Origin of the sequence: Streptomyces europaeiscabiei (assembly GCF_036346855.1) — a bacterium.
GTDB classification, from domain to species: domain Bacteria; phylum Actinomycetota; class Actinomycetes; order Streptomycetales; family Streptomycetaceae; genus Streptomyces; species Streptomyces europaeiscabiei.
In genome coordinates this window covers 3,922,607-3,947,433 of record NZ_CP107841.1, presented here as the reverse complement: position 1 = coordinate 3,947,433, position 24,827 = coordinate 3,922,607, and the positions used below count along the sequence as shown (strand labels likewise).

The 24,827-nt window shown below is 69.6% G+C and carries 21 protein-coding genes and 1 tRNA gene; 12 read left to right on the top strand and 10 right to left on the bottom strand.

Annotated features, from left to right (window positions below; translation table 11 throughout):
* Positions 1–151 precede the first annotated feature (151 nt).
* The gene (locus OG858_RS17080; RefSeq protein ID WP_328544745.1) at positions 152–1,705 is read right to left on the bottom strand and encodes a glycoside hydrolase; all 1,554 of its coding nucleotides are present in this window, start codon (positions 1,703–1,705) and stop codon (positions 152–154) included.
* Between the two features lie 249 nt (positions 1,706–1,954).
* On the opposite strand from OG858_RS17080, the gene OG858_RS17075 reads away from it, so the two are divergent.
* The 4 genes from OG858_RS17075 to OG858_RS17060 all read left to right on the top strand — a co-directional run bounded on the left by OG858_RS17075 (position 1,955) and on the right by OG858_RS17060 (position 5,002).
* Positions 1,955–2,665 (top strand): class E sortase, encoded by a 711-nt coding sequence (locus tag OG858_RS17075; protein ID WP_328544746.1) that lies wholly within the window; start codon positions 1,955–1,957, stop codon positions 2,663–2,665.
* 57 nt (positions 2,666–2,722) lie between these two features.
* Positions 2,723–3,052 carry a DUF6412 domain-containing protein gene (locus OG858_RS17070; protein ID WP_408059476.1) on the top strand — a complete coding sequence of 110 codons (330 nt, stop codon included), beginning with the start codon at positions 2,723–2,725 and terminating at the stop codon, positions 3,050–3,052.
* 160 nt (positions 3,053–3,212) lie between these two features.
* Positions 3,213–3,992 carry a YidC/Oxa1 family membrane protein insertase gene (locus OG858_RS17065; RefSeq protein ID WP_328544747.1) on the top strand — a complete coding sequence of 260 codons (780 nt, stop codon included), beginning with the start codon at positions 3,213–3,215 and terminating at the stop codon, positions 3,990–3,992.
* A gap of 152 nt (positions 3,993–4,144) precedes the next feature.
* Positions 4,145–5,002, top strand: a complete 858-nt coding sequence (locus OG858_RS17060) for a fumarylacetoacetate hydrolase family protein (RefSeq protein ID WP_328544748.1) — start codon at positions 4,145–4,147, stop codon at positions 5,000–5,002.
* 185 nt (positions 5,003–5,187) lie between these two features.
* Here the strand turns inward: OG858_RS17060 and OG858_RS17055 are convergent, their stop codons facing one another.
* Together OG858_RS17055 and OG858_RS17050 are read right to left on the bottom strand one after the other, a co-directional pair.
* Positions 5,188–5,682: a heme-degrading domain-containing protein gene (locus tag OG858_RS17055; protein WP_408059411.1), complete on the bottom strand. Its 495-nt coding sequence runs from the start codon at positions 5,680–5,682 to the stop codon at positions 5,188–5,190.
* Positions 5,679–6,764: a Gfo/Idh/MocA family protein gene (locus tag OG858_RS17050; protein WP_328544749.1), complete on the bottom strand. Its 1,086-nt coding sequence runs from the start codon at positions 6,762–6,764 to the stop codon at positions 5,679–5,681. Before OG858_RS17050 ends, OG858_RS17055 begins: the two co-directional genes overlap by 4 nt.
* 56 nt (positions 6,765–6,820) lie before the next feature.
* Between OG858_RS17050 and OG858_RS17045 the strand changes: the two genes are divergently transcribed.
* The 6 genes from OG858_RS17045 (at position 6,821) to OG858_RS17020 (ending at position 13,622) form a co-directional block, all read left to right on the top strand.
* Positions 6,821–8,002 carry an ROK family transcriptional regulator gene (locus OG858_RS17045; RefSeq protein ID WP_328544750.1) on the top strand — a complete coding sequence of 394 codons (1,182 nt, stop codon included), beginning with the start codon at positions 6,821–6,823 and terminating at the stop codon, positions 8,000–8,002.
* A gap of 478 nt (positions 8,003–8,480) precedes the next feature.
* A complete protein-coding gene (locus tag OG858_RS17040; protein WP_179201505.1) occupies positions 8,481–9,353 on the top strand; it encodes a cell wall protein in 873 nt (290 codons plus the stop codon).
* 213 nt (positions 9,354–9,566) lie between these two features.
* On the top strand, positions 9,567–10,346 hold the full coding sequence (locus tag OG858_RS17035; RefSeq protein ID WP_319064942.1) for an HAD-IIA family hydrolase: 780 nt from the start codon (positions 9,567–9,569) through the stop codon (positions 10,344–10,346).
* 206 nt (positions 10,347–10,552) lie between these two features.
* Entirely contained in the window at positions 10,553–11,296 is a 744-nt protein-coding gene (locus OG858_RS17030) for a hypothetical protein (RefSeq protein ID WP_328544751.1), read from the top strand.
* An 8-nt stretch (positions 11,297–11,304) separates the two neighbouring features.
* On the top strand, positions 11,305–12,009 hold the full coding sequence (locus OG858_RS17025; RefSeq protein ID WP_086750624.1) for a class F sortase: 705 nt from the start codon (positions 11,305–11,307) through the stop codon (positions 12,007–12,009).
* A 590-nt stretch (positions 12,010–12,599) separates the two neighbouring features.
* Complete coding sequence (locus OG858_RS17020; RefSeq protein ID WP_319064940.1) at positions 12,600–13,622, top strand: glycoside hydrolase family 6 protein; 1,023 nt, start codon at positions 12,600–12,602, stop codon at positions 13,620–13,622.
* Positions 13,623–13,937: 315 nt separating this feature from the next.
* Here the strand turns inward: OG858_RS17020 and glxA are convergent, their stop codons facing one another.
* From glxA to OG858_RS16985, 7 genes are all read right to left on the bottom strand, one after another.
* Positions 13,938–15,875, bottom strand: coding sequence for a radical copper oxidase GlxA (gene glxA, locus OG858_RS17015; protein WP_319320810.1), 1,938 nt, complete (start codon positions 15,873–15,875; stop codon positions 13,938–13,940).
* A complete protein-coding gene (locus OG858_RS17010) occupies positions 15,872–17,869 on the bottom strand; it encodes a glycosyltransferase family 2 protein (RefSeq protein ID WP_086749143.1) in 1,998 nt (665 codons plus the stop codon). Before OG858_RS17010 ends, glxA begins: the two co-directional genes overlap by 4 nt.
* A 459-nt stretch (positions 17,870–18,328) precedes the next feature.
* Positions 18,329–18,405 (bottom strand) — tRNA-Lys (locus OG858_RS17005).
* A 120-nt stretch (positions 18,406–18,525) separates the two neighbouring features.
* Positions 18,526–18,969: a hypothetical protein gene (locus OG858_RS17000; RefSeq protein ID WP_086749144.1), complete on the bottom strand. Its 444-nt coding sequence runs from the start codon at positions 18,967–18,969 to the stop codon at positions 18,526–18,528.
* An 84-nt stretch (positions 18,970–19,053) separates the two neighbouring features.
* Entirely contained in the window at positions 19,054–19,689 is a 636-nt protein-coding gene (locus tag OG858_RS16995; RefSeq protein ID WP_319064938.1) for a hypothetical protein, read from the bottom strand.
* Between the two features lie 69 nt (positions 19,690–19,758).
* Entirely contained in the window at positions 19,759–20,394 is a 636-nt protein-coding gene (locus tag OG858_RS16990) for a hypothetical protein (protein WP_319064937.1), read from the bottom strand.
* Complete coding sequence (locus OG858_RS16985) at positions 20,394–20,834, bottom strand: hypothetical protein (protein WP_319064936.1); 441 nt, start codon at positions 20,832–20,834, stop codon at positions 20,394–20,396. The genes OG858_RS16990 and OG858_RS16985 overlap by 1 nt, the downstream gene beginning before the upstream one ends.
* Positions 20,835–21,751: 917 nt before the next feature.
* Here OG858_RS16985 and OG858_RS16980 point away from each other — a divergent pair.
* A complete protein-coding gene (locus tag OG858_RS16980) occupies positions 21,752–23,485 on the top strand; it encodes a peptidoglycan-binding protein (RefSeq protein ID WP_328544752.1) in 1,734 nt (577 codons plus the stop codon).
* A gap of 137 nt (positions 23,486–23,622) precedes the next feature.
* Positions 23,623–24,768 carry an SPFH domain-containing protein gene (locus OG858_RS16975; protein WP_319064934.1) on the top strand — a complete coding sequence of 382 codons (1,146 nt, stop codon included), beginning with the start codon at positions 23,623–23,625 and terminating at the stop codon, positions 24,766–24,768.
* Positions 24,769–24,827: the final 59 nt, after the last annotated feature.

The window sequence follows — 24,827 nt, the reverse complement described above, 5'->3', positions numbered from 1 at the left end:
TTGAGGTAGGGACAGGGGTGCGGGGAGCAGGCCAGGGCGGCGCGGGAAGCGAGAGCGTCCTCCGCGCCGGGCCGCCCCGAGCTGGGGCGCGGGCCGGGGGTGGCCCCGGCCCGCGCGCCCGCGCTCGGCTTCGTCGACTCCGGTCGGCTCTTTAGATCGTCACCCCGTCGATCTGCAGCGTCTGCACCGCCCCCGCCGCGAACGGCACCGCCACCGACTTGCCGCTCAGACGGGTGTCCGAGTACGCGCGGTAGCGGTCGCTGCCGCCCGAGGTGTGGGTGTTCCAGCGGGGGACCAGGCCGTTCGTGCCGCCGGTCACCGTCGTGAAGCCCGAGAGGTTGAAGGTGAAGGTCTGGGCAGACGACGCGGTGTTGATCGCCACGATCACCAGGCGCTTGGCCGCCGCGTCGTACGCCGCCGCCGTGTAGCTGGAGCCCGCGTCCAGGATGGTCATTCCCGGGCGGATGTGGCGGCTGAACTGTGCCATTACGTAGTACTTGGTCTGGACTGTCGTCGGCTGGAGCGTGTTCGCGTCGTACGCGATCATCGCCCAGCCCGCCGTCGGGTCCATCACCTGCCAGTAGACCCAGGCCGTGGGGTGCAGCCAGCGGAAGTCGTAACAGAGGTTGCGGGCGAGGGTCCAGCCCGTGCCGTCGCTGTCGCCCGTCTCCGAGTTCCAGAGTTTCTTGCCGGCGGTGGTGACCACGTCCGTGTAGAGGAGGTCGCGGCGGCCGTTCGCGCCCTGGTAGCCGTGTACGTTCACCTGGCTGACCAGGGCCTTCGTGGAAGCGCCGAAGGAGTTCCATGTCGAGCGGGCCGTGTCGTAGTTCGTCTCGTCGGAGGCCGAGATACGGACCGACGTCAGGCCGCGGGCGTCCAACTCGCTGCGCATGTACGGGAGTACGGCGGCCTGGACCGCCGGGTCCATGTGGCAGCCCTCCTGGGTGCCGGTCGCCGTCCACCAGGAGGCCGCCGGCTCGTTGAAGGGGTCGACCGTCGCGAAGTTCACGCCCCAGTTGTTCTTCGCGTACAGGGCCGTCGCGGCCAGGTGGGAGGCGTGCTGGCGATAGTTCCAGGTCTGGAGGTTGTTGCCGCCGCTGGAGGCGCCCGAGGGGTTGTGGTTCGAGCACATCCACCACATGGGGGAGTTCGCGAAGAGCTCGGTCGTCGCTCCGCGCGCCACCGCCTTCGTCAGGGCCGCGCGCTGGTTGGTGTCCGCCGTCCATTTCCAGGCCGAGGAGGTCGGGTTCTCGTTGGTGTAGTCCTGCCAGAAGCCCTCGATCTGCTTGAAGGCGGGGATGTTGGCGGACTTGACCATCGACTCGCCGGCGATCGAGTTCGAGCTGCACGCGCCGAGGTTGTAGCGGGCGATGTTCATGCCCAGGCCGGGCAGGGCCGTGCCGTTGTACGTCGTCGTCTTGGTGGTGAACCACAGGTCGGCGAAGTCGTCCCGGGCGCCGAAGACGTTGGCCCACCAGGCGAGCGAGGTGCCCCAGCCCTCCCAGGTGCCGTACTTCGTGGCCGGGTTGATCGCGATGGTCGCGTCCGCGTGTGCCGTGCCTGTGCCGAGGGCGGTGCCCACCACCGCGCCGCCTGCCGCGGCCAGGAGGGCTCTGCGGCCGAAGGCCGTCGGGGGGCCTTCGGCCGCCGGGGTCTGTGTGGCCGGTCTCGCCTGGTCGTCCTTGGGGTCGGGGGATGCAGTCATGTCAGCTCCGGGGGATGCGGGTGCCGAAGGGAGGGAAAGGTGGGGTTGGGGGGCCGGCCACCTTCCGAACTGCTCAGTGCAGACAACTACTTCAGTTACTTCAGTGCAGACAACTACTCAGTGCGAACAACTGCTCAGTGGGGACAACTGCTGGTAGCGACATCGGAAGAGTCAGGGGTGAAAGGTGAGGTTGTCGAGAGGTGTGACAGCGCTTTCTCCTATTTCTTTCAAGGGTTGTGAGAAGGGGAGATGAAAGTCGCCCACCCCCGCGCGCTCTGGATCGCCGCCGAGGGCGCCGTCACCCTCGGACTCGTCCTCCTGCTCTTCGTCGCCCATCAGCTGTGGTGGACCAACAGGCAGGCCCAGGAGGGGGCGGCTCGGGAGGTGGCCGCGCTGGAGAGGGATTGGGGGAGGGAGCGGTCGGCTGCGGGAGAGAGCGACGCGGGGCCGGGGCCGGTACCGCTCGCCGCCCCGGCCCCGCTCGCCAGTCCGTCCGCGTCGCCCCGCCCGGCCGAGGCCTACGCCGTCCTCGTCGTCCCTCGCCTCAGCCTCCGAGTGCCCATCGCCGAGGGGGTCGGCCGGGCGGACGTTCTCGACAAGGGGTACGCAGGGCACTACCCGGGAACCGCGCAGCCGGGCCGGCCCGGGAACTTCGCGCTCGCCGGGCACCGCAACACCCACGGCGAGCCCTTCCGCCACCTCGACCGGCTCGAACCCGGCGACGAGGTCCGCGTCGAGACCCGGGACGCCGTCCACACGTACGTCGTCGACCGGACGCTCCCGCAGACCGCGCCCGGCGACGGCGGGGTCCTGCGGTCCGTCCCGCGCAGCGACGTGCGGCCGTCGTACGGGTACGGCGAGCGCGGCCACTACCTCACGCTCACCACCTGCACTCCCGAGTACACCTCCACGTACCGCCTCGTAGTCTGGGGGAAGCTGCGCTCGGTGCGGCTGAGATGAGAGCATGTGTGCGAGTACGCCCGAGTGGGCCCGTGAGTCCGGGTGAGCCGCGACCGAATGGAGAGGGGGAGAGCCGTGATCCGTGACTGGGTCGGTGCACGTCCCGCCGCGATCCTTCTGCTGCTCCTCTTCGAGGTCGCCGTCCTCGACAGCGGCACGCTCTCCGCGGCCGTCGCCTTCGCCGCGACCGCCGCCGCCGGCTCCGCGTTCGCCGCCTGCGCGGTGATCGCCTCGCGCTGCGCGCCCGTCGTACCCCGTACACGCGTACGGACAGCCATACGGGACCGTGAGCGCCGTACGGCGTTCCTGTCCCAACGCGATCCCGACGCACGCGGCCGTACGCGGCCCAGGGCGCCCGGACGTGCCCTCCTGACGGCCACCGCGTAGGGCACGCTCCCAGCCACCTGACTGCACGTGCCCCTTCTCGCGGGCCGTCGCGCCATGCCCCGGTCACCGGACGACATCACCCGACGACGTCACCGAACGACGTCGCGTCTCCGGATTGACGACTTCCTGGCACGACGAGACCCCTGGAGGGCTCCCACCCATGTCCGTTTTCGCCGACCTTGTCGCGCACCTCGCCGATCTGCTCCAGCCGCTGTTCCACGCCTCCGCGACGGCCGTCGCGATCGTCCTGTTCACAGCACTCGTACGACTGCTCGTGCACCCCCTGTCCCGGGCGGCGGCGCGGGGGCAGCGGGCGCGGGTCGCGTTGCAGCCGCAGATCGCGGAGCTGCGGAAGAAGCACGCGAAGAACCCGGAGAAGCTGCAGAAGGCCATGCTGGAGCTGCACACGAAGGAGAAGGTGTCGCCGCTGTCCGGCTGCCTGCCCAGCCTCTGCCAGCTCCCGGCCTTCTTCCTCCTCTACCACCTGTTCTCCAACCGGACCATCGGCGGCGAGGCCAACGCCCTCCTCACCCACAAGCTCTTCGCGGCCCCGCTCGGCGACCGCTGGCACGACGCGCTGGGAGACGGCGGCGTGTTCGGGCCGCAGGGGCTCGTCTATGTGGGGCTGTTCGTGATCGTCACGGGGGTCGCGGTGTTCAACTTCCGGCGTACGAAGCGGATGATGGCGGCGGGTACGGCCGGGATGCCGGCCGTGTCGGACGAGCAGATGCCCGGGATGGCGGCGAGCATGGGAGCCGTCAGCAAGTTCATGCCGTTCATGTCCTTCTTCACGCTGGTCAGCGTGGCGGTGGTGCCGCTGGCGGCCGCGTTGTACGTGGTGACCAGTACGACGTGGAGTGCGGTGGAGCGGGCGTTCCTCTACCCCCTGCCCGCGGCCGGGGCCGCCGCGGGCGCGCCGGCGGCGGCCGTCGCCCGGTAGACCCGGCCTGGGCCTGGCCTGGGCCTGTGGCGGGAGCGGTCCAGTCCGTGAACCAGGTATTGCGGAGTGGACCGTGAGCTTGGAGGATCGACCAGTCCTCCGATGGCTGCACCCATCGGTCGGGCTGCGGACGATCGAGGGAGATGGCGACCATGAAGCTGCTGCGAGTCGGTACGGCGGGTGCGGAGCGCCCCGCGCTGCTCGACGCCGAAGGAGTCCTGCGGGACCTGTCGGGCGTCGTGCCGGACATCGACGGCACGCTGCTCGCGGACGAGGAGGCGCTCGGGCGGGTCCGGGCGGCGGCCGAGAGCGGTGAGCTGCCCGTCCTGGACGGGGCGGGGCTGCGGATCGGGCCGCCGGTCGCCCGTATCGGCAAGATCGTCTGCATCGGGCTCAACTACCACGACCACGCGCGTGAGACGGGGGCCGAGCCGCCCGCCGAGCCGGTGATCTTCTTCAAGGCGGCGGACACGGTGGTCGGGCCCCACGACACGGTGCTCGTGCCCCGTGGGTCGACCAAGACCGACTGGGAGGTCGAGCTCGCGGTCGTGATCGGGCGTACGGCCCGGTACGTCGAGTCGCGTGAGGCGGCGCTCGCGCATGTCGCCGGGTACGCCGTGTCGCACGACGTGTCCGAGCGGGAGTTCCAGCTGGAGCGCGGGGGCACGTGGGACAAGGGCAAGAACTGCGAGACGTTCAATCCGCTGGGGCCGTGGCTGGTGACCGCGGACGAGGTTCCCGATCCGCAGAAGCTGGGGCTGCGGCTGTGGGTCAACGGGGAGTTGAAGCAGGACGGGACCACCGGGGAGCAGATCTTCGCGGTGAGTGAGGTCGTGCGGTACGTCAGTCAGTTCATGACGCTCTATCCCGGGGATGTCATCAACACGGGGACGCCGGCGGGGGTGGCTCTGGGGGAGCCCGAGCCGAAGCCGTTCCTTCGGGCCGGGGCTGTGGTCGAGCTGGAGATCGACGGGCTTGGGCGGCAGAGGCAGGAATTCAAGGATGCGTAGGCGCTCCGCTTGGGGGCCGGGTGCCTAAGGGGTTGGGGGCTGTGGGGTGTTGGCGGCTGCGGGTTCGTTGTGGCTTGTCGCGCAGTTCCCCGCGCCCCTAAGAGCGTGCAGTTCTCCTCGGCCCCAAGGCACCGCGTAGTTCGCCGCGCCCCTGGAAGACAAGGGGCGCGGTCCGAACTCCGTGGCTACAGCGTGTCCTTGAAGCGTTCCAGGGCCTCCACCACCATCGTGTGGTCCTCCAGTTGGGGCAGGCCCGAGACCGTGACCGTGCCGATCACGCCCGCTCCCTCCACCGCCAGGGGGAAGGAGCCGCCGTGGGCCGCGTAGTGGTCGGGGTCCAGGCGGGACGAGGCTTCGAAGGTCGTGCCCTTGGCCCGGAAGCGGGCGCCGACGAGGTAGGAGGAGTTGGCGTAGCGCTCCACGACGCGGCGTTTGCGGTCGATCCAGGCGTCGTTGTCCGGGGTCGAGCCGGGGAGGGCGGCGTGGAAGAGCTGTTGGGGGCCGCGGCGGATGTCGACGGCGACGGGGGCGTCGCGCTCGCGGGCCAGGTCCACCAGCAGGGAGCCCAGGGTCCAGGCGTCCTCGTACGTGAACCGGGGGAGCACCAGACGGCGTTCCTGGGCTTCGAGTTCGTCGATGCTCGGGACGGTGGGGGTGGTGGCGTCGCTTGTCACAGTCACAGCTTCACCGCCACGCCTTCGCTCGCCGACCTGCGCGCCGCCTCCAGTACGTCCAGCGCGGCGGCCGCCTCGTGTGCCGTGACCGGGTTCTCGCCGGTGCCGTGCAGGGCGGCGGCCACGGCCGTGTAGTACGCGGGGTAGTCGCCCGGGAGGGTCGGGACGGGGCGGCCGCCGTCGGTCAGGGGGGAGTCGCCGGCGCCGACGCGGCCCCAGAGGCCTTCGGGCTCCAGGCCCCAGGCGACGCCGGGGGCGGGGCGCTCGCCTTCTCGGAGGGCTGCTTCCTGGGGGTCGAGGCCGTACTTGACGTAGCCCGCCTCGGAGCCCAGCACGCGGAAGCGCGGGCCGAGTCGGGGGGTGACGGCGGAGGCGTGGAAGTGGGAGCGGACGCCGCTCGCGTGGGTGACGGCGATGAACGTGTCGTCGTCCGTCTCGGCGCCGGGGCGGCGGAGGTCGGACTCGGCGTACACGAGGGTTGCGGGGCCGAAGAGGGTGAGGGCCTGGTCGACGACATGGCTGCCCAGGTCGTAGAGGAGACCTCCGATCTCTGCCGGGTCGCCGGACTCGCGCCAGCCGCCCTTGAGTTGGGGGCGCCAGCGTTCGAAGCGGGACTCGAAGCGGCGGATCTCGCCCAGCTCGCCGTCGGCGAGGAGCTTCCGGAGGGTCAGGAAGTCGTTGTCCCAGCGGCGGTTCTGGAAGACGGAGAGAAGCAGGCCGCGGGAGTCCGCGAGGGTGGCCAGCTCGCGCGCCTCGGCCGCCGTACCGGCGACGGGCTTGTCGACGACGACCGCGAGGCCCGCCTCCAGGGCGGCGGTGGCGATCGGGACGTGCGTCCTGTTCGGGGAGGCGACGACGACCAGGTCCAGCTCGTCCGCCCGGTCCCACAGCTCGTCGGCCGTGGCCGCGAACCGCACCTCGGGGAACTCGGCGCGGGCCTGTGCCTGCCGCTCCGGGTTCGATGTGACGACCGTGTCGAGGACCAGGCCCGGCGTCGCGGCGATCAGCGGGGCGTGGAAGACGGAGCCGGCGAGGCCGTAGCCGACCAGGGCGACGCGAGGGGTCCTACCTGTGCTGGTGCCTGTCATACCCTCCACTTAAGCAACGCTGTTGCCAAAGTGCAAGCGCGAGGGACAATGGGGGTGTGAACGGCAACCGGAACGGCAACGGGAGCGGGCGTACCGCAGGAGTGACCGGCGTGAATCTGCTCGCCCTGCGCAGCCACAACGGGGCGCTGGTGCTCGACCTGCTGCGCGGCGCCGGGATGGCCGGGATAAGCAGGCTCGAACTGGCGGAGCGGACGGGGCTCACCCCGCAGGCCGTCAGCAAGATCACCGCCCGGCTGCGTGCGGACGGGCTCCTGACGGAGGCGGGGTACCGGGCGTCCACCGGGGGCAAGCCGCGCACCGTGCTGCGGCTCGTGCCCGACGCCGGGCACGCGGTCGGCCTCCACCTCGACCGCGACGAGCTGACGGCCGTGCTCTGTGACCTGACCGGCACGGTGGTCGCGGAGCGGCGGGCGCCGCTGAACCTGGGGGCCGGGGCGGACGCCGTGGTCGAGGGCGCGGCGCGCGAGGTGGAGGCGCTGCTGGCGGGCGCGAGCGAGGGCCGTCGCGCGGCGCCGGTCGACGCCGAGCCCGATCCGTACGGCTCCTCTCTCCTCCCCGTGCTCGGTGTCGGAGTCGCTCTGCCCGGCCCCCTCGATCATCTGCACGGCGTGCTGCACCGGGTCACCGGGTTCCCGGAGTGGGACGGGTTTCCGCTGCGGGCGGCGCTGGCACGGCGGCTGGGGATGCCGGTGGTGGTGGACAAGGACACCAACGCGGCGGCGCTCGGTCTCGCGGCGGTCGCGGGGGCGCACGGGTCCTTCGCCTACCTCCACCTCGGTACGGGGCTGGGGGCTGGGCTCGTGATCGACGGGGCGGTGCACCGGGGGGCCCGGACCCGGGCCGGGGAGTTCGGGCATCAGGTCGTCCAGCTGGACGGGCCGTTGTGCGAGTGCGGGAACCGGGGGTGCATAGAGGCGCTGTGCCTCGCGGCGGTGGCGCGGGGGGACGTGGACGAGGCGGCGCGGGTGCTCGGCGCGGGCGTCGCGAATCTTGTCGGGCTGCTCGACATCGAACTCGTGCTGCTCGGGGGGCGCACGGTCGAGGCCCATCCCGACGCGTTCGTGCGGGGGGTGGGGTTCGTGCTCGACGAGTGGGCTCGGCGGCAGGGGGAGGATCCGGCCGTGCCCGTGCGGGTTGCCTCCGGCGGTCGGGCGGCTGTTGCGGAGGGGGCTGCTCAGTTGCTGTTGGCGCCGTTGTTCGGGCGTGCGGACGGGTGAGGACGGGGCGGTCGGGTGAGGTCTCTTCGGGGCGCCGGTTCGCCGTCGGGGGAGTGGGGCGGCTGGCGGCTGCGGGTTGTGCGTGGTTGCTCGCGCAGTTCCCCGCGCCCCTGAAAGGACCGGCGCGGGCCTTCGCGGGGTCCAAGAGGTGACCCCGTCTCTGAGAAGGGCCGGTGCGCCCCTGCCCGGTGTCTGGCGGATGGCCCCGTGTCTCTGAGAAGGGCCGGTGTGCCCCTTCTCCGGTGTTCGAGGGTCGGCCCCGCGCCCCTGACAGGTCCGGTGCGCCTGTGCCCGGTGTCTGGCGGATGGCCCCGTGCCCCTGAGATGGACTGATGCGTCCCTGCCCGGTGTCCAAGACGTAGCCCCCGCCCCGGGGCAGCTCTTTGTTCCGCTGATCGGGCGGTCTTCCGTCCCAGTCCCGCGGGCCCAAGGCGTGGCGGGGCTTCGTGTTGTAGGCAGATGGCATGGTCATGTGTTCATGCGACTGTGTACGTGTCTGACCCTTGCCCTCGCCACCGCAGCCGCCCTCGTCAGTGGTCCCGCGGCGGCGCTCGGCGGTGCCCCCGCGCCCGGACCCCCTCTCGCGGCCCTGGACGACCGGCGGCCCACCTGCGCCGGTGCCGACGGCGGCGCCTTCCCCATCCGGACCCGTATCCGCGGCGGCCCCGCGACCTACGTCGCCGGCGGTGGCTTCCACACCTGGGCGTTGGAGCTCACCAACACCACCTCCCGGACCTGCGGGAACATCCACCCGGTGGTCGTACTGGTCGACGGCGCGCGCATGCTGAAGCGGACGCAGCCGCAACTGGAGTTCTACGACGACGCCAAGGACACGACCCCCCGGCCGGTGACCTTCGAACGGACCGACTCGGACGAACTGGTCGGTGTCCTAGGCGGGGACGGGGACGGCGGCGGTACCGGCTTCACCGTGCCGCCCGGCCGCACCCTCACCGTCAGGGTCCGCCTCTCCCTGACCTCCGACGCGGCCGTACCGAACGACATCGTGGCGAACGCGGCCGTGGTCGAGCGGCGCGGCGACGACAGCGAGTGGGTGGGGGAGTCGAACGACTACCGCTTCCGCATCACCGACGGCGAGGAGGGAGAGGAAGCGGAAGGGGAGAAGGAGGAGGGCGGCCAGGACAGTGGCGGGGCGGCGAAGGAGGGCGGAGATGCTGTACGGGGCGAGCCGCGGCCGTATCCCGACGAGCGCCCCGACCAGCGCCCCGACGCGCGCCCTGACGAACTGGCCGCATCGGGAATGCGCGAGGCACTGCCGTACGTGACCGGGCTTCTGCTTCTCTCCGCCGCCGGCGGTCTGCTGGTCGCGACGGTCCGCAGACGAGCCGGGTGACTTCGGAGCACCCGCCCCCACGCACCGCCTCCCCGCTGGGGCCGGCCCCCACCGGCCGCCCTCACTTCCGTACACACCTCCGCTGACCTGATGAGGGCGGTCTCAGCGGCCAAGATCGGCCTCCTCTTTTCAGCCAGGTCTCACTAGGGTTGGGGCGGACCCGGGTGTACGGACGTATGGCGGGAATCAGCAGAGGCCGGCAGGAGACCGCACATGGCAGAGCGCAAGCCCATCGAGTCGTGGCTCACCGACATGGACGGTGTGCTCATCCACGAGGGCGTGCCGATCCCGGGCGCCGATGCCTTCATAAAGAGGCTGCGAGAATCCGGGCGCCCCTTCCTGGTGCTCACCAACAACTCGATCTACACGGCACGTGACCTGCACGCCCGCCTCGCCCGCATGGGCCTGGACGTGCCCGTGGAGAACATCTGGACCTCCGCCCTGGCGACCGCCCAGTTCCTGGACGACCAGCGGCCCGGCGGCACGGCGTACGTCATCGGCGAGGCGGGCCTGACGACCGCCCTGCACGACATCGGGTACGTCCTCACCGATCACCAGCCCGACTACGTCGTCCTCGGCGAGACCCGCACGTACTCCTTCGAGGCCATGACGAAGGCGGTACGGCTGATCAACGGCGGCGCCCGGTTCATCGCCACCAACCCGGACGAGACCGGCCCCTCCACGGAGGGCCCGCTGCCCGCGACCGGTGCCGTGGCCGCGCTGATCACCAAGGCGACCGGGCAGAAGCCGTACTTCGCGGGCAAGCCGAACCCGCTGATGATGCGCACCGGCCTGAACGCGATCGGCGCGCACTCCGAGACCAGCGCGATGATCGGCGACCGCATGGACACGGACGTCCTCGCGGGCATCGAGGCCGGGATGGAGACCTTCCTCGTCCTCACCGGCCTGACGACCTCCGCGCAGATCGAGAAGTTCCCGTACCGCCCGTCGAAGGTCGTGAACTCGATCGCGGACCTCGTCGACCGCATCTGAACCCACTACTGAGCCCCGCTCAACCACTGCTGAACCCACCACTGAGCCAGCTGAATCACCGAGGGACCCACCACTGAGCCCGCTGGGTCTCAGGGCGCACCTGGACCACGGATAAACCCCCGGACACCCGTACGGAGCAGTCGCGGCACCTCCCCGGATGCGGCTCGGTGTCCGGCGGGGGAGTCTCAGGTGTCTGGAGGTTCACCATGGGCTCAGTGCGAGTCACTCTCTGCGCCGGTGCGGTGGTCGCGGCCGCGCTGGCCGCGTCGGCGCCCCCGGCCCACGCGGCCGACTCGGGAAACGTCTCGGTGGTGCCGGCCTCACCGGCACCAGGCAGCGACATCCAGGTGCGGGCCAAGGGCTGCGGGGGGAAGTCCGGAACGGCCGCGTCGGAGGCGTTCGTCGCGGACGCGCTGCTCACCCAGCTCAGCGGCAGGAGCCTCGGCACGCTTGCCGGGGAGACCCGCGTACGGTCCTCGCTCAAACCCGGTACCTACGGCGTACGGATCACCTGCGACGGCAAGGAAGACAAGGTCACGGGGACCATCAAGGTCGGCGACGGGAAGCCCGCCGCCAACGAGCCACCGTTCACCAAACCACCGGCCTCCAAACCACCGGCCTCCAAACCACCGGCCTCCAAAGCACCGGCCTCCAAAGCACCGGCCTCCAAACCACCGGCCTCCAAGCCCGCTTACTCCCCGCGGCCGTCGTCGCCCGCCTCCCCGGTCGCGCCCGTGCGCGCAGGCGGTGGCGGAGCGGCGGCCCGGCTCGCGGCGGCCGATCCGGCCGGCGCGCGGGGCTCGGCCGATCCGGCCAACTCCATGGACGACGCCCGGCGTGCCGGCCCCGGCACCCGCCACGCGGTGGTCGGCCTGGTCCTCGCCGGGGTCGCGGCGGCGGCGGTCGTGGCGCGGGGCGCGCGCCGTGGTCGCGGCCGCGGTACGGAGTAGGGGTCGCCGTGTCGGGACGGGACTACTCCGACGACGGAATCGGAAGCGGCACAGGGGCCAGACCGGGCAGTGGAACCGGCCGTGTCGTCACCGGTGTCGCCTGGGCCGTGCTGCTGCTCGGCCTGTGGCTGTGGGGCCGCGAGGTCACCGACGTACGTACGGGTGGGTCCGCGCCGACCACCGGCGACGTGGCGGCGGTCGGGCGGCCCGCCCTGGCCGAACTACCGCCTGCAGCGCAGCCGTTGAGAGGCGCGAGGCCGCAGCGACTGGACATCCCCTCGATGGGCGTGCAGGCGCCGGTCGTGGCTCGCGGCCTTGACCGGGACGGGGCGATCGAACCGCCCTCCTACGGTCAGCCGGGTGTCGTCGGCTGGTACGCGGGCGGTGCGCGGCCGGGGGCGACGGGCGCCGCGCTGTTCGTCGGGCACGTCGACACCGAGACGCGGCCCGCCGTCTTCTACAAGCTGAGCGCGCTGCGCGTCGGCGAGACGATCCGGGTGGCCCGCAGCGACGGCCGGATGGCCGAGTTCACCGTGGACGACGTCCAGGTCATGGGCCGCGATGACTTCGACGCCCAACAGGCCTACGGCGTAAGGCAGTCGGGGCGCGCCGAACTGCGTCTGGTCACCTGCGGCGGCACCTTCGACAGGACGAGCCGCACCTACACGGCGAATGTCGTCGTCTCCGCGTACTTGAGCGGGACGGGACCCTGATCGGACCCGGGATTCTGATCGGAGCCAGGATTCTGATCGGACCCGGGATTTTGACCGGATCCGGGACCCTGACCGGAGCAGCAACGTAAGAGCCCCCTGAGAGCGACCCCCTGAGAGCGCACACCTGGCCCGGTCGGCGACCCTCTCCCCCGGGGGCCGCCGACCGGGCTGGTCCTCGACCGTGCGCGGGCTCGGGTTGCGGGAGTAACCCGGCGCCGACACGGGAGGTATGACAACTCGGAGTACCCGGAGGACGGAGGGGAACGACAGGCCGGGGGCCGGGGCCGTTCGTCCGCGACTCCAGAGCGTGCGGGCGCCACCGGCCAGAGGCTGTTGACGCCATGTCGACAGGTCGCGGCTCTATGCCATCAGTCCAGATGAAGTCGGGCGGCGGGCGCTTGGCGCGAGTCGAGCCGTCCTGGTGTTCCGCCCGGTCTTACGGGCGTTTTCCGCCCCCATCCACACACGCAGTCCACCCGTCGTGGTCAGGAGTCGACAGCTTCTCGCCAAGGCGGCGACGACCTCGTGGGCGAGGCGGGACTTATGTCAGGATTGGGGCTTACGACACGGTGCACCCAAGGGGGAGTTGGATGTACGGCAGTAGGGGGGCCGGGGTTCGGGCGTCCGTGGGGGTGGTGGGGGCGGCGTTATTGCTCGCCGGCTGTTTCGGGGGAGACAGCGGTGACGGCGAGGAAGACCCGTCCTCCGGTTCCGACATCACGCAACAGCCGCGCGGCACGGCCCCGTTCTGGGTCAATCCGCGGGGCAACGCGGCGACACAGGTCGCCGCCTACGAGAAGGCGGGCAAGGACAAGGACGCCAGGCTGATCCGCATGATCGCCGAGCAGCCGACCGGCGAATGGATCGGCCCGGAGAACCCGGAGCAGGAGGCCGAGGGCTTCACCGAGGCCGCGGAGAAGGCCGACCGGGACGCCGTCCTCGTCCTCTACAACATCCCGCACCGCGACTGCGGCCAGTACTCCGGCGGCGGCGCCGCGGACGGCGACGCGTACCGGTCGTGGATCGACGGCGTGGCCAAGGGCATCGGGGACCGGGCGGCCACGGTCGTCCTGGAGCCCGACGCGGTGCTCCACGTGGTGGACGGCTGCACCCCGGAGGAGTTCCACGAGGAGCGGTACGACCTGCTGAACGGTGCTATCGAGACGCTCGGCGCGCTGAAGAACACGAAGGTGTACCTGGACGCGGGCAACGCCGGCTGGGGCGACCCCGAGGAGATCTACGACCCCCTCAAGTGGGCCGGAGTCGAAAAGGCGGACGGCTTCGCCGTCAACGTCTCGAACTTCTACACCACCGAGGACTCCATCGACTACGGCAAGCAGCTCTCCTCGAAGATCGGCGACAAGCCGTTCGTCGTCGACACCAGCCGTAACGGCAACGGCCCCTGGACCGAGGGCGACGAGGACGAACGCTGGTGCAACCCGCCGGGGCGGGCGCTGGGGGAGACTCCGACGACCAAGACGGCGGACTCGCTGGTGGACGCGTACCTGTGGGTGAAGCGTCCTGGTGAATCGGACGGCGAGTGCAAGGGCGGACCGAAGGCGGGGGAGTGGTGGCCGGAGTACGCGCTGGACTTGGCCAAGGCGTCTGACTGAGGGGCGGCGCGCCCACTGGGGTGAGGCGTGGGGGTGTTGGGCGGCTGCGGGTCGTTCGTGGCTGGCCGCGCAGTTCCCCGCGCCCCTGAAAAGCGGGGGCTCCGCCCCCAGCTTTTCGCCCCGCCGGCCTGTCGCCTTCCAGGCCCGCTGGCCTGTCGCCTTCCAGGCCCGCTGGCCTGTCGCCTTCCAGGCCCGCTGGCCTGTCGCCTTCCAGGCCCGCTGGCCTGTCGCCTTCCAGGCCCGCCGGGCCTGGTCTTTCAGGGGCGCGGGGAACTGCGCGACCAGCCCCCACGCACCCGCACCCGAAAGACGAGCCTACGGAACCTTCACCCACCGCGCCTTGCTCGGCGTGCCCGCGTCATCCGTCACGAACAGCATGTACCACCCCGACTGCACCAGATTCCGGTTCTTCGGCACCGTCACCGTGATCTCGTCACCGGTGACCTCGAAGTCCACCTCGATCGACTTCTGGTCCACATCCGTCACATGCGTCGACGCACTCGGCCGGATCAACCGCGCCGACTTGACCGCCGACGCGTGCCGCGTACCGAACGTCGCCTTCCCGCCGCGCGCGACCGTCTTCGGCCCACCCGTCAGAGTCGGCTGCGCGGCCTGGAACAGATACGGCGGCGTATAGATCTCGATGCGCTGCTCGAACTCCCCCGGCTTGGTGTTGGCCTTGTCGGAGTACAGGGAGTCCGACCCGAAGAAGACGACCCGCCCGTCCGGCAACAGGATCGACCCGGCGTGGTAGTTCCGACCCACCAACGGGTCGGCCACCCGCCGCAGTTCACCCGTCTTCGCGTTGTACAGCCGTGCCTCCAGGATGTTGGAGTCGCCCCGCCCGCGGTAGTCCTCCGAGCCGCCGGAGATGAGTACCGTGTCGTCGGGCAGGATCGAGGCCTGCGGATACCGCGTGCCCTTCGCCATCTCAGGCCCGTCCACGAACCTGGGTTCGTCGGCCAGCAGATCGATCAGCCGGGTCTTCTTGCTGGACCGCTCCGACTCACCGACCCCGCCGCCCCCGATGACCATGTACTTCTCGTCCTGCGCCGGAGGCAACAGCACGGTCCCGGCGGTTTCGAGCAGCTTGCCGTCGCTCATGCCGGGGAGCTTGGTGAATCTGTTGGTCCTCAGGTCCCAGACACCGGGGTCGCGCCCGATGTCGTCCGGCCCGTATCCCGCGTTCGCGCCCGAGTAGAACAGCTTGCCGTTCTGCATCAGGGAGATCGCCGGGTACGTCGGGAACTGCTGGACGTCCTTCGTGTACGTCCACTTCCTGGTCTCGGGGTCGTAGATCTCGTTCTTGCCCGGGACCAGCTGACCGATCTCGTCGAGGCCGGAGAGACTGAGGACGGTGCCGTCGCTGAGGGTGGTCAGCGTCGGGTACCAGCGGGCCTCGTTCATCGGGTCGACCTTGATGTACTTCTCGGCGACCGGGTCGAACTCGTAGGCGTCCTTGATCCCCTGGAAGTCCTTCTTGTCGAGGGCGAGCTTCTGCGCGATGCCGTACGTGTTCCGCGCGTCCACGCCCTTCAGACCCGCGACCCGGTAGTTGTCCTCCGTCCCCGTCTCGTACTTCTTGCCGCGCCTCTCGGCCTCGACATAGGCGCGCGCGATGCCCGGCTTGTTGCCGGTGAACTTCCCGGTGTCCGGATCGAAGGTCTTGACTGCCTTCTTGATGTCGACGGTGTCCTTGAGGACGAACGTCTTACCGTTCGCCTTGCCGACGAACCTGGTCCCCGCCCTGATCCGCATCCTTTTGTCAGGGTTCTCGTTGTGGATGATCATCAGGCCGCCGGCCTTGGTGACATCGCCCTTCAGCTTCTCGTAGCGCTTGGTGCCGCCCGCGATCAGCAGATTGCCGTTGGACAGCTGGGTGTGCCCCGTGCAGAACAGGTCGGCCGGGGTCGGCACACGCTTGATCGTCTGCTTGACCGGGTCCCAGACGCGGGTGTCGAACTTCTTCTTGTCGAAGTTGTCGGCGTCGTTGCCGGAGCCCGCGATCAGCAGGATCTTGCCGGTGTGCAGGAGTGCGGCGTGGATCGTGTTCTGCCGGTACTCCTCCGGGAACTCCACGACCTTCCAGTGCCCGTTGGCCGCTTTGTACTCGGGTCTGTTGATCTTGTAGTCGTGGTACTTCTCGGTACTGAAGCGGTACACCCACGGCCCGTTCATCCCGGCGAGCGCGAGGACCACCGCCCCGCCGATCGCGAGGCGACGGGCGCGGCGGCGGCCTGCACGGTCCTTCATTCCTTACGTCCCCCAAGTCCGCCCAGGGCGATCTGCATGGTCTGGTCGCTACCCCCGCTGCCCGACCCGGACGCCGCCCAGCTCGGCTTGTGCTGGGGAGCGTGAGGTGTGTGTGGGGCGTGCGGTGCGGGTGGCGGCGCGAAGGGTGCGGGAGCCGCCTCGGGCGGCGCCACCATGGAACCCTGCAGCTCGGCCGCGGCGGCGGCCTTCTTCTTGTCCTGCCTCAGCATGTAACGCCAGGCGAAGATGGGGAGAGCGGTGATCGTCATGGCGAAGACGGCCCAGATGACCATCGCGGGGTGCGAGTTGCCGAAGACGAAACCGGCGGCGATCGAGGCCCCGAAGATGACGATGAAGTACCAGTGGTACCGGAAGGTGCCGAACCACCTGTCGGGGCTCGCCGAGTCCCCCTTGGGTGTGACGACGAACTTGCTCTTGCGGCGCAGGGCCGAGTCGATCAGCGCCTTGGCGTAGAGCGGCGCGGACAGCGCGGACATCACCATGCCGGCCACACCGCCGGAGCCCTCCGGCTCGTGCGGCGAGACGTTGTGGCGGCGGTTCCAGACGTACAGGCCTATCTGAAGGGCCGAGGCGTTGCCGTAGAGCATCAGCCACACCGTCGGATCGATGTTCACACCCGAGGCGCCCAGGCCCAGGAACAGGGTGCAACTCAGCGCCGCCAGAATCCAGTTGAGGGCGGACATCGGGTAGAAGATGATCATCATCGTGTAGTTGAAGAGTTTGCTCGGCGGCAGTGAGTACCAGCCCTTCCAGTACTGCTTGAGGATCGTCTCGTACGTCCCGCGCGACCAGCGCATCTGCTGGGTGAAGAAGTCCGTCCAGGCGCTGGGCCCCTCACCCACCGCGAGCACGTCCGGCGTGTACACCGAGCGCCACTTCCTGCCCGTCGCCGGGTTCTTGTGGCGGTGGATCTCGAAGCCGGTGGCCATGTCCTCGGTGATCGAGTCGTACAGGCCGCCGATCTGCTTGAGCGCCTTGATCCGTACGGCGTTGGAGGTGCCGACGAACATGGGGGCGCCGTACTTGTTGCCGGCGCGCTGGATCAGCGCGTGGAACAGGAACTGCTGGGACTCGGCGGCCTTGGTGACGAAGTTGTCGTAGTTGCCGTACACCTGGGGGCCGATGACGAAGCCGATGTTCGGGTCGCGGAAGAAACCGAGCATCCGCTCCAGGTAGTTGGGCAGCGGCACGTGGTCGGTGTCGACCGAGGCGAAGAAGTCGTAGTCGTCGCCGTGCGCGTCCAGCCAGGCGTTGTAGTTGCCGTGCTTGGTCTTGGCCCGGTGCGGGCCCTTCGGCTGGTTCCACTTCGCGATCCCCTTGCGGGAGAAGTGGTGCACGCCCAGGCGTGCGCAGACCGTCCTCACATCCGGGTCGTCGCCCTCGTCGAGCAGCCACACGTGCAGAAGCCCGCGGTGGCGGAGCCTGACCGCGGCCTCCAGGGTCTTCGTCACCATCTCCAGCGGTTCCTTGCCGGGTACGAAGGAGGTGAGGAAGGCGACTCTGGTGCCGGTCTCGGGCACGACCGGGATCGGGTCGCGGGCGACCAGGGTGGCGTGCGCGTTGGACAGGACGTTCATGCAGCGGAAGAACTCGATCAGGCCGATCGAGATCAGCATGACCATGTCGAGGGTGGGCAGGAACTCGTACTCGACGTAGTCGCGCTTGGTCCAGTGCTCCTGCTGCAGCAGCCAGCCGAGCAGGACCAGGGAGAGCAGTGGTGCGGCCGCCAGCATCAGGGCGACCCGCAGACGGTGCGGCTCCTGGGAGATCAGGGAGCGGTACTGGACCTCGTAGGGCCTGGTCGGGTCTGGCTGGGTGAGTGGTCCCGCGAGGCGGCTGTAGTGCTCGTAGTCGTATCTGGGAAGGTTCTTCCGCAGCTTGCGGAATGTGCCGGTCCGGTGTGACGGCACCTTGAGCCGGGTCGTTTCGGATGGATCTTGGTTATGCCGGGCGCCCGTCGGCGTCGACGTCATGAGTCATTCCCCCCGCACACACATCGAGTGTGTGTTCGTCGGTCTTTCGTCCGAATCAGTCCCCCTCGACCGTTACGGACGCATCAGTGGGCCATCGTCACCATGTGATCTACACCATGGAGACACGGGACGACGGCCATCCGGTTGCATTGATGCCCCCTCGGCATCTTTTGTGCCTGAGCGCGTACGTCGCATGCCTCGGCGGGGGGCCGAGATCCCCATTCTCGGGCGCAAACCGCCCATGGCCCCCGAACTGCCGTGTATCGGCAGTCTCTTGCAGCCCAGGGTTCTATGGCGTGAGGCTTGATCACAAGATGCGAAACGCGGCGTTTACCGGCCATACGCCGTTATTGGGGCATTGGTGGAGGATTTGGGGGAAGCGTGAGGGGGAGCGTGCGAGGTGGCGTGCACATGCGGAGAGGCCCCTCGCGCTTCGTGCTCGCGAGGGGCCTCTCCGGGTGGTGCGCCGCCAGGGACTCGAACCCCGGACCCGCTGATTAAGAGTCAGCTGCTCTAACCAACTGAGCTAGCGGCGCGCGAGAAAAATTCTAGCGGAGGGGCGGGGGTGCTCCTGACCACGGGTGCGCGGTTCGCTCGGCTGGAAACGGCCGGTCGCCCGGCTCCCGGTGGGGGAGACGGGCGACCGGACCGCATGCTCAGGCCTTGAAGTAGAACTGGCTGATGGTGCGGTTCTTGACCTGGATCACGTTGTCCGCACGCAGCATGCTGTTGCAGACGTCGTCGCCGTGCTTGGAGTCCAGGACGTCCTGGGAGAAGTACTCGCAGGTCACGTTCTGCAACCGCTGTCGAGCGCCCCACTTCACGCCGAGGTTCACGGTCTCCTGCGGAGGGTTTCCGACCCTGTCGGTTCTGTTGATGGCGACATCGCAGGAGATGCCGTCGCTCTTGGGAACCTCGATCACCCGGGACCAGGTGACCTCCTTCTGGCCGTTGTTGTAGTAGCCCTTCCAGTAGTTCCCGCAGATGCGGGAGCCGGACTGGGCCTCGGCCGTGCCGGGGACGGCGACGGCGAACAGGGCCGCCGCCATACCGGCGGCCGCAAGTGCCGCCGTGCGTCGCTTGATGCGCTGGATCCTCATGGGTACCTCCTTGACTTATTCCCCGGGGCGGTGGGGGGAGGGTCGACCCCGGGGTGTGTTCGGGTGCGGGGGCGAACTACGCGGTCACATACGGCCGTTGACGGCGTAGCCGACCTTCTCCTTCTCGAACACGTTGCGGGTCCAGTCGCCGAACCGAACGTTTCCGTTCCATTCGTAGGTGGTTCCGCCTCGGCAGCCCCGGTTGGTCTTCACCCAGCCGCCGGCGAAGTCGCCCTGCGTCCAGCGGCGGACCGCGACCTGGACGGGCTGTGCCACGTCACCGCCGTTGAGGTGCACGGTCCAGGTGAAGTTGGTGCTGATCTCGGTGGTCTTCTGGTAGCCGCCGACCAGGGAGAGCACGGTGTTGTACCACTTCTTGGAGGGCGAAGTGGCGTTACCGAGGTCGACGCCGCCGCCGATGGCCCAGCCGGTGGTCGTCGTCTTCGACTTCGTCCATGCGTAGTCGCAGGTCCGGCCCCGTGGACACTGGAATTCGGTGCCGCGCCAGACCCAGTCGTCCCAGGTGTTGCCGGCCCGCTGCCGGGTGATCGAGCGGGTCATGTTTCCGCCGCCCGTGCCGGGGACGATATTCGCCCCGTCGGAATAGCTCTGGCTGAAGCACTGAGTGGCCGCACTCGCCGTGCCCTCGGTCGTCGCCAAGGTTGCCATGGCGAGCGCTCCGCACATCAGAACGCGATGCCACCAAGCTCTATTGCGCATGGTTGTGTCCTTTCCTGGAGAAGGGAAATACCCGGAATTGTTTCTGGGTGCGTCGGCTGATGTGCGAGGTCACATCCGGCCGTTGACGGCGTAGCCGACCTTTTCCTTCTCGAAGACATCGCGGGTCCAGTTTCCGAACCGAACGTTTCCGTTCCATTCGTAGGTGGTTCCGCCTCGGCAGCCCCGGTTGGTCTTCACCCAGCCGCCGGCGAAGTCGCCCTGCGTCCAGCGGCGGACCGCGACCTGAATGGGCTGTGCCACGTCACCGCCGTTGAGGTGCACGGTCCAGGTGAATGAGGTGGTGATCTGCGTGGTCTTCTGATAACCACCGACCAGGCCGAGGACGGTGTTGTACCACTTCTTTGAGGGTGAGCTGGCGTTACCGAGATCGGTCCCGCCGCCGATGGCCCAGCCGGTGGTCGTCGTCTTCGACTTGTCCCACGCGTATTCGCAGGTCCGGCCCCGTGGACACTGGAATTCGGTGCCGCGCCAGACCCAGTCGTCCCAGGTGTTGCCGGCCCGCTGCCGGGTGATCGAGCGGGTCATGTTTCCGCCGCCCGTGCCGGGGACGATATTCGCCCCGTCGGAATAGCTCTGGCTGAAGCACTGAGTGGCCGCACTCGCCGTGCCCTCGGTCGTCGCCAGGGTCGCCATGGCGAGGGTGCCGCACATCAGAACGCGATGCCACCAGGTGTTTTTGCGCATCAGTACACCTGCGACCACTCGACGGGCGTACGGTTCGCCACCTGGCCGATGAGGTCCACCCGGTTCATGGTCAGGCAGGGGTCGTCGCCGTAGGTGTCGTTGAACAGATCGCCGGCGTCCTCGCAGGTCCAGGACCGGATGGGCTGGCGCGGGTTCCACGTCACCTTGCCGTTGTAGCCGGGCAGGCTCCGGCCGTTGATGCTGTTCGTCTTGTCGATGACGCGCAGACAGATTCCGAAGTCGACCTTGGGAACCTCCAGGACCTTGGCCATGATCCCGACCGTCTTTCCGTTGGCCCGGGCCTCCCAGTAGTTCCCGCAGATACGTGACCCCGACTGGGCTTCGGCGCTTCCGGGTAACGCGACCGTGGTGGCCGCGGCGGCTGTGATCACAAGAGCGGCCAGAACCGCCTTGCGGTTGAACGGGAGAGTGATCGCCACTTGTTTCTCCTTGGGTCCACGAAAACGGACGTCCAGCGACGTCAGAATTCGAGGGTGGGGGTGGTCGGGAATCAATATGGGGCTGCTCGAAGGTGAAGTCAAGGCTTCAAGAACACCCTCGGAAATCTTTTCTGGATACCGAAATAATTCAGTTTCAGGGCAGCCGTAGGCGCCCCTTTCACACCTGCAGACATGGTCAGAAGGCGAGGAAAGGGGTCACGAAATGGAGAGAGTTCGTGTGAAGGGGGGGAGTTCGCGTGAAGACGTAAGTGGGGGGTGGGGGTGGGGGTGGGGGGGTGATGTACGGCTCCCAAAGAAGGTGGGGGTCTTTGGAGATGGTTCCGCGAACGCGCAGAAGGGCAATGGCGGAAGAAACGCGACATCGAGGGAAGGCGGCACTTTTTGGTGTGCCTGTCCGAAACCCCCGTGTCGCTTTCCCGTGCGAAGAAACCCTGGGGACTGGTCAAGGCCCATGGGGAGGTTTCTTCGGGGTTACGCGGCTCTGGTTCAGCGCTGATCATGCAGCCGACGGGCGCGGCCGTCAAGATCGAGCGCGACCGGACTCAATGAACGAAACTCTACCGAGGAGTCACTTCAAGAATTACCGAACCGTACGGTAACTACGTTTCCCAGAAGGCGTGTTGGCCGCTCCTGATGAACCGTCACTGTTGTCGGGGAGCAGTCGCCCGCGACTTGCCGCAGCCGTCGACGGCCGGCAGCGACGTCGGGCAGGCCGGGATCGCCGCCGACCGTGGCGGCCCACCCCCGGCGGGACCGCCACGTGCGAGGAAGGGTTCGGGGCCCGCCGGGCCGTGTACATCATTTGGACCGTCAACATGCGACACCGGAGCACAGTTGAGAAACTGACGGACGTGCAGAAGCGTGGAATTCTTCGGTCGGTTCGCGAGGGGAATCGCATGGAGACTCCGGTATTCGAGGAGATCGAGCCGGGGGTCGATTGCGAATGCCCCGGTTGTGTCCACTGGCGGCAGGTCATGCCCTATTCGGCCCAGTACGCCCATCTGAGTCACCCGGCGGCCAGAACCGCCAGGAGCGCCCTCGTCGTGGCCACGGCCGCTGGTGCCGCACTCGGCGCGGGGCATGCGGTGCCGGCGGTCGCGGCGGCACACGGACCGGCGCATCCAGGTGGCGTTCCCGCAGGTGAGGGGCCTGACACGCCCCAGGGGAAGAAAGCTCCGCTGCACGGCCCCGGCGGTCGGCCGGCGGACGGGGAGAAGCCGCCGAAGGAGGTGCTGACGCCGCCCACGACCCGCGCCGAGATCATCAGGCGGGCCAAGACCTGGATCGCGGCCGAGGTCCCGTACAGCATGCGCGAGTACTGGTCCGACGGTTATCGGCAGGACTGCTCGGGGTTCGTCTCGATGGCCTGGGGCCTGACCGGCAACGAATGGACGGGAAGCCTCGACAAGTTCGCACAGCGCATTCCGAAGAACCGGCTGGAGCCGGGTGACATGCTGCTCTTCCATAATCCGAAGGACCCTCAAAAGGGCTCGCACGTCGTCATCTTCGGCGGCTGGACGGACCACGCCGAGACCCACTACATCGCCTACGAGTCGGCCCGCCCGTACGCCCGCAGGCAGGCCACCCCGTACGGGTACTGGGACAACGCGACCCACTACGTGCCGTACCGCTACAAGGGGCTGATCGACGACGGGGCGGGCCGGCCGGACGAGGAGACGGCCGCCTCCGGCGGCTCCGGTTCACCCGTCGCCCCGCCGGAGAAGCCGGAGAAGCCGCAGAAGTCGCAGAAGCCGCAGAAGCCGGAGAGGCCGGAGAGGCCGGGTGCGAAGGGGGCCGCCGGGCCGGGCAGCGACCGCTTCCCGGGCCCCGGGGCCTTCGGGCCAGGCGCGCAGAACAAGTACGTCGCCCGGCTGGGGCAGATGCTGGTGCAGCGCGGCGGGGCCCGCTTCTACACCGGTGGGCCGGGGTCGATCTGGTCGGACGCCGACCGCTGGGCCACCCGGGCGTTCCAGCGGGCGCAGGGCTGGTCGGGCCGCTCCGCGGACGGCATTCCGGGCCCGCTGACCTGGTCGTATCTGGTCACCGGGAGGGGCAAGGACATCCCGTCGGCCGGGAACCCGGGCCCGCGGGGGAAGCCGGCGGAGCCCAGGCCGCCGGTGGTGCACCGGCCGCCGGTGGTGCATCGGCCACCGGGGAAGCCGGGAGAACCCGGTACCTCCGGCACGTCCGGAGCGTCCGGGGAGGCGGCCCCGCCCGGCGTATCGGGGAAGCCCGCCACCACCGGCAGGCCCACCCCGCCCGGTGGGCCCGTGTCGCCCGGTGGGCCCGACTTGCCCGGAGGTCCCGTGACACCCGTGACACCTGGAGCTCCCAGGACTCCCCGGAGTCCCGGGGCTCCCGGGGTTCCCGTGACGCCCGCCTCGCACGGCGTCCTCGGCTATCCGGGGCGCGGCATGTTCCGGCCGGGCGCGGACAACGCATACGTCACCCGGCTGGGGAAGCAGCTGGTCAAGAAGGGGTTCGGCAAGTACTACACCTCGGATCCGGGGCCGCGCTGGGGCGAGTCGGACCGGCGGAACGTGGAGGCGTTCCAGCGGGCCCAGGGGTGGCGCGGCGGCGCGGCGGACGGCTACCCGGGCCCCGAGACCTGGCGCCGGCTCTTCGCCTGACGGACGGCCCCGCCCCGACCGGGACCTGGAGCCGCTCCCCCCAAGAAGACCGGCCCACCCCTCCCACCCCCGACCGACACACACCCCCACATGACTCTCACCACGGTTCTTCCTGCGCGGAGGCACGAAAGGCACGTATGAGTACGACCACCTCACACACACCGGAGCCCGGCGGGCCCGCGCGGCCCGCCCGGCTCATCCAGAACGAGACCACCACCGAGATCCCCGTACATCTGCTGTTCCGGGACGACCCCGCCCCGGTGGCCGTACCGGTCACCCCTGCCGTCGTGGGCCGGCGGCGCGGCACCGGCGAGCAGCCGCGGGTGCGGCAGGGGCCCGCGTCCGCGAAGCCGCGCCCCGCGGTCGAGGTCGACCCCGAACTGGTCGAGCGCCCCGCGCGGGTGGTGCCCGGGGTGGTGGGAGTGCTGGGCGGGGCGTGCGGGGTGGCCGGATGCGTGCTCACCACATGGTGGGCCGGGGTGCTGCCGGGGCTCGCGGTGCGGGCGCTCGGGCTTCCGGCCGCGCATGCGGGTGCCGGACTCGGACCGGCGCAGTGGGCCGCGTACGCCGGGGCCGGAGCCCTGGCACTGTTCGGGTTCGGCGGGCTGGCGCGGGGGCGGACCGGACGGGCCTGGGTGCTGGGACTGTTCGGGCGGTACCGGGGGACCGTCCGCCGTACCGGGCTGCTCTGGGTGAACCCGCTCGTGCTGCGCCGCCGGGTCGACGTACGGCTGCGGCACTGGCGGAGCGAGCCGATGGCGGCCGTCGACGCGAACGGGGTCGCGCTGCGGGTCGTGGTCCTGGTGGCGTGGCGGGTCAGGGACACCGCGCGGGCGTTGCTCGGGGTCGAGGACCACGAGCGGTATCTGCGCGAGTGCGTGGAGGCGGCGGTCTCCCGGGTGCTGGCACAGCTGCCCGCGGATGTGCCGCCGGGCGCGCTGGTCCGGGACGCGACCCTGCGGAACACGGATGCGGTGGGCGAGGCGCTGACCCGGCTGGTCGTGGCGGACACGGCGCCGGTCGGGATGGAGGTGTTCTCGGTCCAGCCGACCCGGATCGAGTACGCGCCCGAGGTGGCCGCTGTGATGCAGCGCCGCCGGATCGCCGCGCTCGACGCCCAGCACCGAGACACCGTCCTCACCTCGGTCGTCGATTCGGTCGAGGACACGGTGACCCGGCTGACCCTGCGCGGCCTGGTCGAACTGGACGACTACGAACGCAAGGCGCTGGTCAAGGATCTGACGGTGGCGTTCTACACAGGGAGGCGCGAAGTGTCCTCGTGAACCCCTGAACCGGTAGGGGCGTCGTTGATATGGACACGGCCAGGAGCCGCTCATAATCT

Bases quoted from the DNA above. Each gene is read 5' to 3' on its own strand.
- OG858_RS17080 (WP_328544745.1), bottom strand. From the start codon at position 1,705: ATGACTGCATCCCCCGACCCCAAGGACGACCAGGCGAGACCGGCCACA.
- OG858_RS17075 (WP_328544746.1), top strand. From the start codon at position 1,955: ATGAAAGTCGCCCACCCCCGCGCGCTCTGGATCGCCGCCGAGGGCGCC.
- OG858_RS17070 (WP_408059476.1), top strand. From the start codon at position 2,723: ATGGAGAGGGGGAGAGCCGTGATCCGTGACTGGGTCGGTGCACGTCCC.
- OG858_RS17065 (WP_328544747.1), top strand. From the start codon at position 3,213: ATGTCCGTTTTCGCCGACCTTGTCGCGCACCTCGCCGATCTGCTCCAG.
- OG858_RS17060 (WP_328544748.1), top strand. From the start codon at position 4,145: ATGAAGCTGCTGCGAGTCGGTACGGCGGGTGCGGAGCGCCCCGCGCTG.
- OG858_RS17050 (WP_328544749.1), bottom strand. From the start codon at position 6,764: ATGACAGGCACCAGCACAGGTAGGACCCCTCGCGTCGCCCTGGTCGGC.
- OG858_RS17040 (WP_179201505.1), top strand. From the start codon at position 8,481: ATGCGACTGTGTACGTGTCTGACCCTTGCCCTCGCCACCGCAGCCGCC.
- OG858_RS17035 (WP_319064942.1), top strand. From the start codon at position 9,567: ATGGCAGAGCGCAAGCCCATCGAGTCGTGGCTCACCGACATGGACGGT.
- OG858_RS17030 (WP_328544751.1), top strand. From the start codon at position 10,553: ATGGGCTCAGTGCGAGTCACTCTCTGCGCCGGTGCGGTGGTCGCGGCC.
- OG858_RS17020 (WP_319064940.1), top strand. From the start codon at position 12,600: ATGTACGGCAGTAGGGGGGCCGGGGTTCGGGCGTCCGTGGGGGTGGTG.
- glxA (WP_319320810.1), bottom strand. From the start codon at position 15,875: ATGAAGGACCGTGCAGGCCGCCGCCGCGCCCGTCGCCTCGCGATCGGC.
- OG858_RS17010 (WP_086749143.1), bottom strand. From the start codon at position 17,869: ATGACGTCGACGCCGACGGGCGCCCGGCATAACCAAGATCCATCCGAA.
- OG858_RS17000 (WP_086749144.1), bottom strand. From the start codon at position 18,969: ATGAGGATCCAGCGCATCAAGCGACGCACGGCGGCACTTGCGGCCGCC.
- OG858_RS16995 (WP_319064938.1), bottom strand. From the start codon at position 19,689: ATGCGCAATAGAGCTTGGTGGCATCGCGTTCTGATGTGCGGAGCGCTC.
- OG858_RS16990 (WP_319064937.1), bottom strand. From the start codon at position 20,394: ATGCGCAAAAACACCTGGTGGCATCGCGTTCTGATGTGCGGCACCCTC.
- OG858_RS16980 (WP_328544752.1), top strand. From the start codon at position 21,752: ATGGAGACTCCGGTATTCGAGGAGATCGAGCCGGGGGTCGATTGCGAA.
- OG858_RS16975 (WP_319064934.1), top strand. From the start codon at position 23,623: ATGAGTACGACCACCTCACACACACCGGAGCCCGGCGGGCCCGCGCGG.